Source organism: Pseudoalteromonas sp. Angola-30, assembly GCF_028599215.1.
Lineage (GTDB): Bacteria > Pseudomonadota > Gammaproteobacteria > Enterobacterales > Alteromonadaceae > Pseudoalteromonas > Pseudoalteromonas atlantica.
In genome coordinates this window covers 30,157-44,801 of sequence record NZ_JAQREI010000002.1, presented here as the reverse complement: position 1 = coordinate 44,801, position 14,645 = coordinate 30,157, and the positions used below count along the sequence as shown (strand labels likewise).

General features: G+C 41.1%; 12 protein-coding genes. 6 read left to right on the top strand and 6 right to left on the bottom strand.

Annotation, left to right across the window (positions count from 1 at the left end; all coding sequences use genetic code 11):
• Positions 1-257 precede the first annotated feature (257 nt).
• The 3 genes from secA (at position 258) to PSH54_RS03145 (ending at position 4,499) form a co-directional block, all read left to right on the top strand.
• Complete coding sequence (secA, locus tag PSH54_RS03155) at positions 258-2,966, top strand: preprotein translocase subunit SecA (RefSeq protein ID WP_064386276.1); 2,709 nt, start codon at positions 258-260, stop codon at positions 2,964-2,966.
• 61 nt (positions 2,967-3,027) lie between these two features.
• The gene (gene mutT / locus PSH54_RS03150) at positions 3,028-3,426 is read left to right on the top strand and encodes an 8-oxo-dGTP diphosphatase MutT (protein ID WP_273589792.1); all 399 of its coding nucleotides are present in this window, start codon (positions 3,028-3,030) and stop codon (positions 3,424-3,426) included.
• Between the two features lie 5 nt (positions 3,427-3,431).
• On the top strand, positions 3,432-4,499 hold the full coding sequence (locus tag PSH54_RS03145) for a phosphotransferase enzyme family protein (RefSeq protein ID WP_273589791.1): 1,068 nt from the start codon (positions 3,432-3,434) through the stop codon (positions 4,497-4,499).
• A 154-nt stretch (positions 4,500-4,653) separates the two neighbouring features.
• Here the strand turns inward: PSH54_RS03145 and PSH54_RS03140 are convergent, their stop codons facing one another.
• The 3 genes from PSH54_RS03140 to pmbA all read right to left on the bottom strand — a co-directional run bounded on the left by PSH54_RS03140 (position 4,654) and on the right by pmbA (position 8,929).
• Positions 4,654-6,729 (bottom strand): M13 family metallopeptidase, encoded by a 2,076-nt coding sequence (locus tag PSH54_RS03140; RefSeq protein WP_273605470.1) that lies wholly within the window; start codon positions 6,727-6,729, stop codon positions 4,654-4,656.
• A 250-nt stretch (positions 6,730-6,979) separates the two neighbouring features.
• Positions 6,980-7,462: a DUF721 domain-containing protein gene (locus PSH54_RS03135; protein ID WP_004589317.1), complete on the bottom strand. Its 483-nt coding sequence runs from the start codon at positions 7,460-7,462 to the stop codon at positions 6,980-6,982.
• 117 nt (positions 7,463-7,579) lie between these two features.
• Positions 7,580-8,929 carry a metalloprotease PmbA gene (gene pmbA / locus PSH54_RS03130; protein WP_273589789.1) on the bottom strand — a complete coding sequence of 450 codons (1,350 nt, stop codon included), beginning with the start codon at positions 8,927-8,929 and terminating at the stop codon, positions 7,580-7,582.
• Between the two features lie 144 nt (positions 8,930-9,073).
• Here pmbA and yjgA point away from each other — a divergent pair, with 144 nt between their 5' ends.
• Positions 9,074-9,607, top strand: coding sequence for a ribosome biogenesis factor YjgA (gene yjgA, locus PSH54_RS03125; RefSeq protein ID WP_004589315.1), 534 nt, complete (start codon positions 9,074-9,076; stop codon positions 9,605-9,607).
• A gap of 112 nt (positions 9,608-9,719) precedes the next feature.
• The gene (gene hemN / locus PSH54_RS03120; RefSeq protein ID WP_273605469.1) at positions 9,720-11,093 is read left to right on the top strand and encodes an oxygen-independent coproporphyrinogen III oxidase; all 1,374 of its coding nucleotides are present in this window, start codon (positions 9,720-9,722) and stop codon (positions 11,091-11,093) included.
• A gap of 107 nt (positions 11,094-11,200) precedes the next feature.
• Here the strand turns inward: hemN and PSH54_RS03115 are convergent, their stop codons facing one another.
• The 3 genes from PSH54_RS03115 to PSH54_RS03105 form a co-directional block, all read right to left on the bottom strand.
• Positions 11,201-11,716, bottom strand: a complete 516-nt coding sequence (locus PSH54_RS03115) for a DUF2489 domain-containing protein (protein WP_004589313.1) — start codon at positions 11,714-11,716, stop codon at positions 11,201-11,203.
• A 12-nt stretch (positions 11,717-11,728) separates the two neighbouring features.
• Positions 11,729-12,328, bottom strand: a complete 600-nt coding sequence (gene yihI, locus PSH54_RS03110; protein WP_273605468.1) for a Der GTPase-activating protein YihI — start codon at positions 12,326-12,328, stop codon at positions 11,729-11,731.
• A 741-nt stretch (positions 12,329-13,069) separates the two neighbouring features.
• Positions 13,070-13,702 carry a c-type cytochrome gene (locus PSH54_RS03105; protein ID WP_004589311.1) on the bottom strand — a complete coding sequence of 211 codons (633 nt, stop codon included), beginning with the start codon at positions 13,700-13,702 and terminating at the stop codon, positions 13,070-13,072.
• Positions 13,703-13,982: 280 nt separating this feature from the next.
• Here PSH54_RS03105 and yihA point away from each other — a divergent pair, with 280 nt between their 5' ends.
• Positions 13,983-14,642 (top strand): ribosome biogenesis GTP-binding protein YihA/YsxC, encoded by a 660-nt coding sequence (gene yihA / locus PSH54_RS03100; RefSeq protein WP_004589310.1) that lies wholly within the window; start codon positions 13,983-13,985, stop codon positions 14,640-14,642.
• Positions 14,643-14,645 lie beyond the last annotated feature (3 nt).

Here is a 14,645-nt window from a genome sequence, read left to right as displayed (position 1 = left end):
AAATCAGTTAAAGTGATTTTTACGCATCAGATCAAATTTTTCTGTTTTTAATACACATCTTTTAGTTGAGATAGTTTGTTGTTTGGCAGAGTCTGGTATAGTAGCACACGTATTAAACAGTGCTTTGAGGCTCTTTAATACAAAATTGCTAATTAATATGTTCTACAGGTTATGTAAAAGTACATATTAATTACCAATTGTAAAAAATGGGTTAGCCGACACTCGGTTAACAAAGAATACATTGTAACGGTTTTATCATGATATCTAATTTATTTACCAAGATTTTTGGTAGTCGCAATGACCGCACTATTAAAAACCTAAGAAAGACGGTCGCGCTAATTAATGCGCTAGAAACGCAATTAGAAGCGCTTTCTGATGAAGATTTAAGAGCTAAGACAGCTGAGTTTAGAGAACGTTACGATAACGGACAAAGCCTTGACGACATTCTACCAGAAGCATTTGCTGTGGTACGCGAAGCGTCAAAGCGTGTAAATGGCATGCGTCACTTTGACGTACAGCTATTAGGCGGCATGGTTTTACATCAAGGTCGTATTGCAGAAATGCGCACCGGTGAAGGTAAAACCCTCACAGCCACACTTCCAGCCTACTTAAATGGCTTAACAGGCAAAGGCGTGCACGTAATTACCGTGAACGACTACCTTGCTAAACGTGATGCTGAAACAAACCGCGAGTTATTTGAGTTCTTAGGCCTTACTGTGGGCTGTAACGTACCAGGCATGATGCCACAACAGAAAAAACAAGCTTACAGTGCCGATATTACTTACGGTACTAATAACGAGTTTGGTTTTGACTACCTACGTGACAACATGGCATTTAGCATTGATGAGCGCGTACAACGCCCACTGTTTTATGCGGTAGTGGATGAAGTGGATTCAATCTTAATTGATGAAGCGCGTACACCACTTATTATCTCAGGCCCAGCTGAAGATAGCTCTGAGCTATACATCGAAATCAATAAAATTGTGCCACTTTTAGAACTTCAAGAAAAAGAAGACGAAGAAGGCATTGAAGGTGATGGCGATTACACAATCGACGAAAAGTCTAAGCAAGTTCATTTAACTGAGCGCGGTCAAATTAAAGTTGAAGACTTATTAACTGAACGTGGCTTGATTGAAGAAGGCGACTCGCTTTACTCAGCCGGTAGCATTACCTTACTGAGCCATGTGTATGCCGCACTTCGTGCCCACAAGCTTTATCAAAAAGATGTTGATTACGTTGTTAAAGAAAACGAAGTTATCATTATCGATGAGCACACAGGACGCTCAATGGAAGGTCGTCGTTGGTCTGAAGGTTTACACCAAGCTGTTGAAGCTAAAGAAGGTGTAAAAATTCAAAACGAAAACCAAACACTGGCTTCAATCACGTTCCAAAACTACTTCCGTTTATACGAAACCCTAGCCGGTATGACAGGTACAGCCGATACTGAGGCATTTGAGTTTCAATCTATTTACGGCCTAGACACGGTTGTTATGCCAACTAATAAGCCGATGATCCGTGATGATCGCGCCGATTTAGTTTACCTAACACAAGAAGAAAAATACGAAGCTATTTTAGCCGATATTAAAGATTGCCAAGAGCGCGGACAGCCTGTGCTTGTAGGTACTATTTCGATTGAAAGCTCTGAGTATTTATCGCAGTTTTTACGCAAAGAAAAAATTAAGCACAACGTACTTAATGCTAAATTCCACGCGCAAGAAGCTGACATCGTATCGGATGCAGGCTTACCAGGTACTGTAACAATTGCAACCAACATGGCCGGTCGTGGTACCGATATTGTGCTTGGTGGTAACTGGAACAGCGAAGTTGAAAAACTAGAAAACCCAACAGATGAGCAAATTGCTGAAATTAAAGCGGCGTGGAAGATTCGCCACGATGCAGTAATTGACGCTGGCGGTTTACACATTATTGGTACTGAGCGTCATGAATCGCGCCGTATAGATAACCAATTACGTGGCCGTGCTGGTCGTCAGGGTGATGCCGGCTCTAGCCGTTTTTACTTATCGATGGATGATGCGCTAATGCGTATATTTGCCGGCGAGCGCATGACTAACATGATGCGTAAACTAGGCATGCAACGCGGCGAAGCCATTGAGCACCCTTGGGTTAACCGTGCAATTGAAAACGCTCAGCGTAAAGTAGAAGCACGTAACTTTGATGTACGTAAACAATTACTTGAGTACGATGATGTAGCAAACGATCAACGTCGTGTTGTTTACTCTCAACGTAACGAACTGCTTGAAGAAGGCGATATTTCAGAAACCATTACAGCAATCCGTGGTGATGTACTTGCCGGTGTTATTGATCAATACATTGCACCACAAAGTCTTGCTGAAATGTGGGATATCCCAGGCCTTGAAGAGCGCTTAAAACAAGACTTCCTGATTGAGCTACCTATCACGCAGTGGTTAGCTGATGACAATAAACTATACGAAGAAAAACTTCGTGAGCGTATTGAGCAAGCGGTTGAGCAAGCTTACAAGCAAAAAGAAGAGCAAGTTGGCGACTCTGTACTACGCCAGTTTGAAAAAGCGATTATGCTTCAAAGTCTTGATCAGCACTGGAAAGATCACCTTGCTGCAATGGATCATTTACGCCAAGGTATTCACTTACGTGGCTATGCACAAAAGAATCCTAAGCAAGAATACAAGCGCGAGTCGTTTGAGCTATTCACCGAAATGCTTGAAAACTTAAAAGTTGATGTAGTGGGCATTTTAAGTAAAGTACAAGTTCGTGCCGAAGAAGATGTTGAAAAAGTAGAAGAGCAACACCGTAAAAGTGAAAATGCCCCTCGCGAGTACCAACACGAAGAAGCTGAACATGTAGGCGGTGAAGCCCCTCAAAGCGCAACTGTAATGGCAAGAACAGCGCCTAAAGTTGGCCGTAACGATCCGTGTCCGTGTGGCTCAGGACAAAAGTTTAAGCAATGTTGTGGTAAATTAAAGTAACGACGCATTGTATGTAATTAAAAAGCGACGCTAGCGTCGCTTTTTTTATGGAGAAAAAAACATGACAACAAAAATTGTAAATGTAGCGGTAGGCGTAATAAAAAAAAATAACGCCATCTTTATCTGCAAGCGTGCTGATGAGCAACATCAAGGTGGCTTATGGGAATTTCCAGGCGGGAAAGTAGAAGCTGGCGAGAGCGTATTTGCTGCACTTAAGCGTGAGCTAAGTGAAGAAGTTGGCATTACCATTCATAGCTCTAGCCAACTTATGGTGATTGAACATGACTATGGCGATAAATGTGTAAAACTTGATATTCACGTTGTGAGTAACTTTAGCGGTGAAGCACATGGCGCCGAAGGGCAACCAAGTGAATGGGTCACTATTAATGAGCTTAGTAACTATGAGTTCCCTGCTGCTAACGCCGAGATTATCGAAAAAATACAAGCGCGATACGCCTAAAGCACATGAATACAGCAATACAAAATAAATTAAGTGAGCTATTAGCGCTAAACCCTGAGCTTACTCAGGTGAGCTCTTTAGGCAGCGGACATATAAACACCACGTGGCTGTTAACTAATGCTGCGCAGCAATTTGTTGTTCAAAAGCTCAATACCCATGTATTTAAAAAACCAGCACAACTGGTTAATAACGCACAGTTAATTGAGCAGCACCTAAGCGCTAAACAACAAGCAAATACTTACCCGCTCGACATTGTTAAGCATATAAGTACTTGCCAAGGTGAATACCTTATTACAATTAACAACGCGTACTATCGCGTGCTTAATTTTATTAGCCAAAGTATTAGCGAAGATGTGGTTACAGAGCCCCATCACGCACAGCAAGCCGCATTTGCATTTGGCACCTTTACACGTGCCTTGCTCGATTTTGACGCATCAAGTCTCTACCCTGTTATTACTGACTTCCATAACTTAGCTATGCGCTTTGAGCAGCTTAATACAGCTATTAGCAACGCCACTAAAGAGCGGCTGCAGCAGTGTAAAAACGACATTGACTACTGCATTGCACAACAGTATTTAGTAAAAGAACTCGCTGACGTAACAGCCGATTTGCCCACCCGGGTGTGCCACAACGACACTAAAATAAATAATATGCTGTATTGCAGCAATACATATAAAGCTAAAGCAGTTATCGATTTAGATACATGTATGGCAGGCTTTTTATTGTATGACTTTGGAGACATGGTGCGCACATTTTGCTGCGCTGAGCCAGAAGATTCGATTAACCTTGATAAAGTGGTTATTCGCAAAGAGGTATTTACAGCCCTTGTTAAAGGCTACCTTGCCCCCCTTAAATCGGCTATTAGCAACAAAGAGCAAGCAAGTTTGCTACTTGGCGCTAAAGTTATGCCGCTAATGCTCAGTGTGCGGTTTTTAACTGATTACTTAAATAACGACGTGTACTTTAAAACCACCCATGCAGAACATAATTTAGAACGTGCGCAAAACCAGCTGGCTTTGTATAAAAATATTTTAAGCAATCAAAGCTGGATGCATAAAACACTCATGCAGTAGCCCTAAATTAAGTATCATTGCGCATTGGTATTAGTACTCAGTATTTAAATATAAAAAAGCCAGCAAGCTAAACACTTACTGGCTTTTATTTACTAACCTAAAAGCTGGGTAATTTATCTCTTAACCAGATTCAAGTTAACTAACAGGCTATCAATTACCAAATTTTTACGCGGTCTTCTGGTTTGATATACATTTTGTCGCCTTCTTTTACGTCAAACGCTTGGTAAAACTCAGGCATGTTCGACAAGATACCGATAACACGGTAGTGACTTGGTGAATGCGGGTCTGTCATTAAGCGGTTACGTAGCTCTTCATCGCGGTACTTACGACGCCAAATTTGTGACCAACCCATAAAGAAGCGCTGATCGCCGGTGTAGCCATCAATAACAGGCGCTTTGTTCTCACCTAACGATAATTGATACGCCTTATAAGCCACCGTTAAACCACCTAGGTCGCCAATGTTTTCGCCAAGGGTAAGCTCGCCGTTAACACCCGCATCTTCAAACGGTTTATATTCGTTGTATTGCGCTACTAACGCACCGGTACGCTCTTCAAACTGTTTAAGGTCAGACTCACTCCACCAGTTACGTAAGTTACCGTCACCATCGTATTTAGCACCTTGGTCGTCAAAACCGTGACCTAACTCGTGGCCAATTACTGCGCCAATTGCACCGTAGTTTACAGCGTCATCGGCTTCTAAATTAAAGAACGGTGGCTGTAAAATAGCAGCTGGGAATACAATTTCGTTATTTACTGGATTGTAGTAAGCATTCACTGTTTGTGGCGTCATGTGCCACTCAGAGCGGTCCACTGGCTTGCCTAATTTAGCAATCATGTCGCTATAAGCCCACTGGCTGTAACGTATGTAGTTACCCACTAATTCATCAGGGTTAATGCTCAGCTGTGAGTAGTCTTTCCACTTATCTGGGTAGCCAATTTTTGGGGTAAATTTGTTTAGCTTTTCTTGGGCTGCAAGCTTGGTTTCAGGGCTCATCCACTCCAGGTTTTCAATAGCAACGCCGTAACCTTTAATAACGTTATCTACCAGCTCTTCCATACGTGCTTTTGCTTCAGGCGGGAAGTTATCTTTTACGTATACTTTACCTAAAATTTCGCCAAGTACGCTGTTAGATGCATCAACCGCTTTTTTCCAAAGTGGCGCTTGCTCTTTTACGCCGCGTAATGTGGTGCTGTAAAAATCAAATTTAAGATCAACTAAGTCAGTGCTCAGTAACTGCGCGTAACCACTTACAAAATGAAACTTTAAGTAGTTTTTCCACGTTGCTAAATCTGTTTCTTTGTACACATCAGCAAACCCTTCTAAGTAGCTTGGCTGACGTACAATAATGTCTGAGGTATCTACCCCTGCACTTTTGAAAAATGCAGCTAAATCAAAGTCGCCTGTTAGCTTATTTGCCTCAGCTACGGTCATTTTATTGTATGACTTAGTTGCATCACGGCTTTGTACTCTACTCCATTGCGCCTCAGCTAAAGCGCTTTCAAATGCGATAACGTTTTTCGCGGCATCAGCGGCATTTTCAACGCCTGATTTAGCTAAAATATCTGTTATGTATTGCTCGTAAGATGCGCGAATTTTAGTAAATTTTTCATCATCTTTTAAGTAATAGTCACGATCAGGTAAGCCAAGTCCAGATTGCGATAAGTACAGCGCGTATTCACTTGAATTTTTAGCGTCGTTATTTACAAACCAGCCAAATGGTAAGCTAGCGCCTTGCTGCTGAATCTTAGCCATTAAAGGAGCAAGATCAGCTTTTGAATCTAGGCTATCAATGGTATTAAGTGAAGGTTGTAAAGCGGTAATACCTAACTCATCACGTGTATCTTTATCCATGTAGCTTTTGTAAAAAGCACCAATTTTGTACTCATCGCTGCCTTTTTTAGCACTGCTATTATTAGCGGCACTTTCAAGCGCTGTTTTCATCGCTTTTTGCGACCCGTCGTATAATTGTGTGAACGAGCCGTAGTTCGACTTATCGCCAGGGATCTCTGTTTTAGCAAGCCACTGTCCATTTACATGGTAATAAAAGTCATCTTGTGCGCGAACCGACTCATCCATATTGGCAAGGTTTACACCTAGCTCAAGCGTTTTTTCTGCCGGTGCTGTAACGGCAGCGGTGTCGGCCACTTGCGTTTCTTGTTGTTTTTCACCGCAACCTACTAGGCCCAGTGCAAGTGCGATACTTGCAGCGGTAATAGTTACTTTTTTCATAATTATTCCGTTTGTTAGTAAAGAATAAAATATCTATTTCATTAAACTATTGCATGCCAGAGAAAAAATAAAAGCGCCCTGCGATGCTTTCACTTAATGAAATTAATATTTAGGCGGTTAAAACAACACGCCGAATTTGTATGATAAACCCCATTAAAGAAACAATAAAATAGAATATGTAACAAAGTATTTTCTATGAGACGAGGTAACAAAATAGCCCTACCAACAACCATAATCGCGCTTTTGGGAGTTATTTTTTACCATGGCGAGCAAGGCGCTCTAGCTTTTCTTTCAGCGAAGGTGGCGCTGATGCGGCAATGGCATTAAGGTAATCTGAAGTTTGCTGGCTCATTTTTCTTGAATTGCCAGGTGCTTTACCTGCGGGGCCGGGTTTATCTGCAGTTGGGCTTAAGCGCGCTGTTGCTTGAGGGTTTGCAACAATTTTAATTTGTCCGAGCTCTGCCATGCCTGCCGCTCTAAAATGCGACTGCATATCCATTTTTAAATAATTAAGTTTAAGGGCAATTGCCGCCGATACAGCTTCAATCATCAACGTGCCATCGCGGTAATTACTCACACGGCATTTTTCAGCAAGCTTTGGGCCTAAAAACTCTTTAAGCAACACCTGTTGCTTATCAAGCGCTTGGCTTTTACCTGCATAGGCCGATAAGCGATTATTAAGGCCTGCCATAATGTCAGTCAGGGGTTTTGGTGCGTACCTATCTTTAGCCATTCAACACCTCAAAAATTTAAATAAAGCACGTTTAAGCCAAGCGTTTAAATGCTCGGCTTAAATATGTGCTTTTATATTATACCAATTCGCTTAATTACGTATTATTGCAAATTGCTATTAAGCGCCTGCTACTTGCATTTGCTCTATAAGTACTGAGCCGGTTTGAATGCCGCCTCTGCGCTCAATATCGCCCCCTATGGCCGAAATACCTTTAAACATGTCTTTTAAATTTCCGGCAATGGTAATTTCACTAACAGGGTACTGAATTTCACCGTTTTCTATCCAAAAACCAGCTGCTCCACGCGAGTAGTCACCCGTAACGGTGTTTACGCCTTGCCCCATCAGCTCGGTAACTAATAAGCCTGTTCCCATGGTTTTTAATAAAGCCGATAAATCGTTGTGCGTTTGCTCAACTAACCAGTTATGAATACCGCCTGCATGGCCTGTTGGAGCCATATTTAATTTACGCGCTGCATAACTTGCTAATAAGTAGGTTTGCAGCTCACCGCCTTGAATAATTTCACGGTCAATCGTTTTTACCCCTTCGCTATCAAAAGGCGACGACGCTAATCCTTTTAATATATGAGGACGCTCAGCAATATTAACGTTCTTACTAAATACTTGGGTGCCTAGGCTGTCGAGTAAAAAGCTCGATTTACGATAAAGCGCCCCGCCGCCAATTGCCGACACTAAATGGCCAAACAATGAATTGGCAATATCGGCTCTAAAAATAACAGGGACTTTCATAGTACCCAGCTTTTGGCTATTTAGTTTAGCCAGAGTTTCGGTGGCGGCTTCTAGGCCTACCGCAGCAGCGTCGTTAAGTCCGCCCTGATCGCGAGCAACAGTATAAGCAGAGTCGCGCTGCATGTGCTCGCCTTCTTTGCCTATTACCATAGTGCTAATGCTGTGGCGCGTACGTGGAAAACCAGCAATTAAACCATGGCTATTGCCATACACACGTAAGCCTTGGTGCGATGAAAAACTTGCACCATCTGAATTAACAATACGCTCATCAGCATTTAAAGCGGCTTGCTCTGCAGCATGACATAGCTCAATACCTTGCTCAGGGCTTACATCCCACGGGTGATATAAATCAAGGTCCTTAGGGGCAAACTCGAGTAATTCTTTATCGGCAATACCATTAAAAGGGTCGTCTGAGGTAAATTTGGCAATATCAATGGCTTTTTCTACTACCGTGCGCAGTGTTTTTGGGTTTAGATCAGCAGTAGACGCCGAGCCTTTATTATTCCCTACATAAACACTGATACCTAAACCACCATCTTGGTTAAACTCTATGGTTTCTACTTCACCCATGCGTGTGCTTACCGATAAACCCGATGTACTAGACATAGCAGCTTCTGCGGCAGTGGCACCCAATTTTTTAGCATGCTCGAGCACTTCAGCTACGGCATCTTTTACTTGAGAGATTTGAGAATAAATTGGATCGTGTTGTTGGCTTTTCATAAATTAAGTCCTGAGCCTTAAGGCAATATTGCACGCATTTCTTATCTTTAAATGCTAACACACTCACTGCACCACATCAGCTAATATTAATCACTAAAAGAATCGCGTATAATGGCAAAAGTTATTTTTACTTAAGAGCACCCCATGGCGAAGAAAAAAGGCAAGCCTGCTGAAATTGAAGAAGAAATTATTTACGTATCAAAAAGTGAACTAAAGCGCGACGCGCAAGAGTTTCATCAGTTAGGTTCTGAAATTGCTAAAATGGGGAAAAAGCAACGCGAACGCTTACCACTCAATGACGATTTGAAAGCAGCCATGGTAGTTGCTGATAAAATCAGTAATAAAAGCGATGCGTACCGCCGCCACTTAAATTACATTGCTAAAACGCTACGCACAGTAGAAAACGTTGAAGAAATTAAAGCCATTATTGACGTAATGCTTAATAAAAATAACCAAGCTGAGGTTTTAATTAAAAAAATTGAGCAATTACGTACCGACTTAATTGAGCAAGGCGATGATTTAATTAACGAAACTATTGAGCAATACCCGACCCTTGAGCGCCAAAAAATGCGCCAATTGGTACGCAACGCCGCTAAAGAAGTTAAAGCTGAAAAGCCAGGCAAGGGCTATAAAGAATTGTTTCAATACTTAAAAGATGCCCACAACATAACGTATTAACAAAAAATACTCTTTTAAAAAGGTGCTTAGGCACCTTTTTTGTTGTAGATCAAAACCCCTCCCTTAAAAGCTTTTTATACTCAACACCTCATTAATACATAAGGTGCGCGTGATGATAAAGCTTCCAAAATGGGATCAAACTCTTATAAATAAGTATAACGTGTCAGGGCCACGCTATACCTCCTACCCCACCGCTTTATCTTTAAGCGAGGGGTATCAGCAACAAGACCTTGTTAGCGCTATAAAATCATCCTCTAGTCGCTCACTTTCTTTGTATATTCATATCCCATTTTGCAGTGAGCTTTGCTATTACTGCGGATGTAACAAGGTGATCACACGCCATCAGTCTAAAGCCGATGTATATTTAGATTATTTAACAAAAGAAATAGCAGCGCATGCACCTTTATTTAAACACTACACAGTGGAGCAATTGCATTTAGGGGGTGGTACGCCAACCTTTTTAACTGTAAAGCAAATGACGCGCTTAATTAACTTATTAGAGCAGCACTTTCACTTTACCCGCAACACTGAGCGGGGCATTGAAATAGACCCACGCTCCCTTGCTAAAGATATGCTTATACACTTACGGGTTTTAGGCTTTAACCGCGTATCCTTTGGTATTCAAGATTTTAACGATGAGGTACAACAAGCGGTTAACCGCACACAGCAAGTAGATACCGTTAAAGCACTGATAACTCAAGCCCGCGAGCTTGGTTTTAAGTCTATAAATGCAGATATGATTTATGGCCTACCTAAACAAACACCCCAAAGCTTTGAAAAAACAATAGCGCAATTAATTGCCTTAAGCCCAGATAGAGTCTCTGTATTTAATTACGCGCATTTACCAGAGCGCTTTGCAGCGCAACGTAAAATAAAAGAGGCTGACTTACCCAGTGCCCACGACAAGCTAACCATGTTTAAAAACACCTTGGCGCAAATGACCTTTGCAGGCTATCAGTTTATTGGTATGGATCATTTTGCAAAAGCCGACAACGAACTTGCAGTCGCGCAAAATAAAGGGCAGTTACATCGCAACTTTCAGGGCTATACCACTCACGGTAATTGCGACTTATTAGGTTTAGGGGTTTCGTCTATTTCGCAAATTGGCACCGCCATTTTACAAAACCAAAAAGTGCTTAAGCATTATTATCACGCAATTGAAACGCAAGCCGGCAGTGCTATACATAAAGGAATGCATTTAACGCACGATGATGTAATACGCGCGGAGGCTATTAAATCACTTATTTGCCAGTTTGAATTAGACACACACGCATTTTCGAAAAAGCATTCTATACATTTTAATGAGTATTTTGCGGATGCGCTGTTGGCGCTAAAGCCTTTAATAGACGATGACATGGTGCATATAAACGATAAGGTAATACGCGTCACGCCTCGCGGAAATCTATTTATTCGTATTATATGTATGTGCTTTGATGCTCACTTACAAAAGCAAATAAGTAAAACCCGTTTCTCACGAGTGATTTAATTAGTGCTATTCCAATTCGCTTATCACGTTTGAGGTAGTAAAAACGTGTCGATAAGCAGGCATAAAAAAAGCAGACCTGAGTCTGCTTTTTGTATTTTCTATAGGGTTTAATTAAACACGATGTTTTCGCTGCCCGGCGCAGCTTTAAACTCAACAATGATTTTGTCGCAATCGGCTTTAATCTCATCACTAAAGTTTTCTTCAGCTCGCCAACGTGCTGTATCTTGCTTAAAAATCTCTTTTTTAGAGTATTTTTTGCGTGCATCGTGGGTCGGCATTTCTTTCACAACGTTATACATTTTATAAATGCCTGGGTACGCTAGCGTTAAATCTCGCTCATCTTCAAAAGCGTACTGAGACATTAAAACCCAAATCCGTAAACAGCCTTCAGAGTACTCACATTGCTCTTCAGCCATTGCACGAGCAATTAGATGAATGCTATCTGCAAGTTTAGCGTTACGCTTTAAGCGCGACTGCTTAAGCTTTTGCTGTTGCTCTGCTTGCTTTTGCGCAATTAACTTTTTTTGCGCGTTAAGCTTATAGAGCAACTGACCTGCATAAAATGCTAAGCCAGCAATAATAACAGCACCTACAAACAAGGCTACAATCACTGCGGTACTCATTAAGCGCCCTTACTATTTGTCGTCATAATCATCTAGCCACTCATTGGCTAAATCATCTGAAAGGTACTTATCGAAATCTGAGTTACCGTCGCTTTCGAAGTTATCTTCAAAATCATCTTCAAACTCGTCTTCGTCTTCATCTTCGATACCTAGTAACTTACAAAGCACTTGGTGGCGAGCAATACGGCTATTAAAGTACTTCGCATCTTTACCCGTCAGCATTTCACCTTGCTCATGGCGCTCAACGAGCTTAAGTAAACGCTCATCGTTTTCAAGCGCTTCTAGCTCTTGCTCAGGCGTAAGCTCTGGCTCTGTAACCTTTTTAAGCTCAACTGTTGGCTTTAAGTTACGCTTCATTTCTACTTGCGGCTGTGGTGCACTAGCCACTAAAGGCACGGCTTTTTTACTGCCGACGCGCTTATCTTTTGGCGCTGAGTTTGCTTTTTTAGTATCGCTATCTAATAGCTCAGGTGCATTACGAGAACCAGGCTTAGCACCCTTTGGTTTTTTAACTCGTTGCTCTTTTAACGCACGCATTTCTTTAAGCTTATCTTGGCTTAAACGAACAGGGCCGTTTGAAGGAATTTTGCGTGATTTTTTCTTTCTACTCATATCTTGATCATCTCACTTAAGAGGTTTTGAGCGAGGCACATAACATGAGCATCGCAGTGCTGGCCTAGCCAGAAGAATTCGATTTGCGCATTAAAGCTTGGGTTGCTCGTTGAATTAGCGCATTAGCTTATTGCTAAACGGTGGGTATTGTAACAGGACAAATAAAAAGGCGGTAGAGAAAACATCTCTACCGCCTACTAATCTGAGCGCCATTATCTGGACACTTCTCCCTTCGACTTTTTTTAGTCTTTATTATTTTTATTATTATCAGTCCGTATTGTTATTATTTTAACCTTCCTTGTTACATTCCATTTTGTTTTTATTATTAAACTTCCTTGAGATTTTATTATTTACGGTCATCCTGACGCTTTCTTGTTATTTCCTTTTGTAGCACCATCAATGTGCTATTCAGTCGTGTCGCGCCATTTTCCTTTAGCATAATCCATATTGTTATTGTTGTTTTGCGACAGTGGTTAATTTACCCGTTAATATTTTTGTTACAACTGGTTTATATAATTTTTCTTACATAGAGCATATATAAAAAACAAAAAATTTATAATAAACATAAATTTAACTGTAAAAATATTTTTAAAATAAGTTATTTCTTACAAAAGAGCATGGCAAATGTCTCACAAACTAAAGGGTGATATCGTTAAAATGTGGACACAAAAAAAGCAGCGCAAGCTGCTTTTTAATCATATTACATAGTATTACACTAGCTAATACTAAATAAATACGACTTTAGTGTAAGCCACCTAAGTATTGAGATAGTACTTCAATATCTTTATCAGTTAGCTTTTTCGCTATATCTTGCATCATACCGTTATGGTCGTTTTTACGGGTTCCATCACGAAACTTCTCTAGCTGAGCTTTAATGTACTCTGGGTGCTGAAAAGAAATTTTAGGAAACTTAGCAAGAGACGAACCATTGCCTCGCGGACCATGACACGCCGCACAAGCCGGAATACCACGTTCAGCATCGCCTGCTTTGTAAAGCATTTGACCAACTTCAACCACGTCTTTTGGGGTGGCGCCTTCAGTCATGTTCAATGAAGAAAAATAAGCAGATAGGTCTTTCATGTCTTGTTCGCTAAGTGGCATAGCCATCGCGCTCATTACAGGATCCATACGGCCTTCTTTACCGCCTGAAGTCATACCTAATTTTAAATCCTTAAGTTGTTTAAGGATGTAATCTGGGTGCTGGCCTGCAAGTTTAGGGTAAATATTAACCGGTGCATTACCGTCTGGGCCGTGACAAGCCGCACACGTTGCTGATTTTTCTTTACCTGCGTTTACATCGCCATCAAATGCTGTTGCGTTGCTTGCTGACAACGCACCAAGCAATATTGTTAAAGATAGTGCTATTTTTTTCATGGTGAATTCTCTGTTTCCGACCCTGTATCATCTACAATATGGATGTTGTAATTCATGTATTCTACACGATAAAAAATTCTCTGGCACGTTTTCTACTCATATTAAGCTTATAATTTATAGGGTTTTGACCTAGATTAACCTTTAAGCAGCTTTAATAGTGCCATTTATAGAGTTTTTAGGTGTTTAAATACGCTTTTTAATACATCCTTTATAGTATAAAATACGCGCCCTGAGTGAATTTAGCTCAATAAGATTAACTTTTACGTTTTTAGGAGAGCCTGTGCTCAAATCTCGTATCAAATATAATACTGCGTCTTTTGTAACAAGCGCGCCAGACATCACTAAATTACCTGCTGATACGGGAATTGAAGTCGCGTTTGCAGGTCGCTCTAATGCAGGTAAGTCAAGTGCTCTTAATGCACTGACAGATCAAAAACTTGCACGTACCAGTAAAACGCCAGGTCGTACGCAGTTAATCAACACCTTTGAATTAGGTGAAGTAGATGATATGCGCTTAATCGACTTACCCGGTTATGGTTTTGCTAAAGTACCTATTGAAATGAAAAAGAAGTGGCAAAAGTCACTGGGTGAGTACCTACAAAAACGTCAAAGTTTAAAAGGTATTGTTATATTAATGGATATTCGCCACCCATTAAAAGATTTAGACAAAGATCTAATTAACTGGGCTATTGGCAGCGAAATCCCAGTACTGGCGCTTTTAACTAAAGCCGATAAGCTCAAGCAAGGTGCGCGTAAAGCACAAGTACTGCAAGTACGCCGTGAATTAAGTGAACTAGACGGTGATATTACTGTACACGCTTTTTCATCACTTAAGGGAACAGGTTTACCGGAAGTCGCTAAAAAGCTAGATGAGTGGTATTTAGGGCCAATTGTGGCTGTTGCACCACCGCAAAGTGATGAAGACAGCTCAGACGCTTAAAAA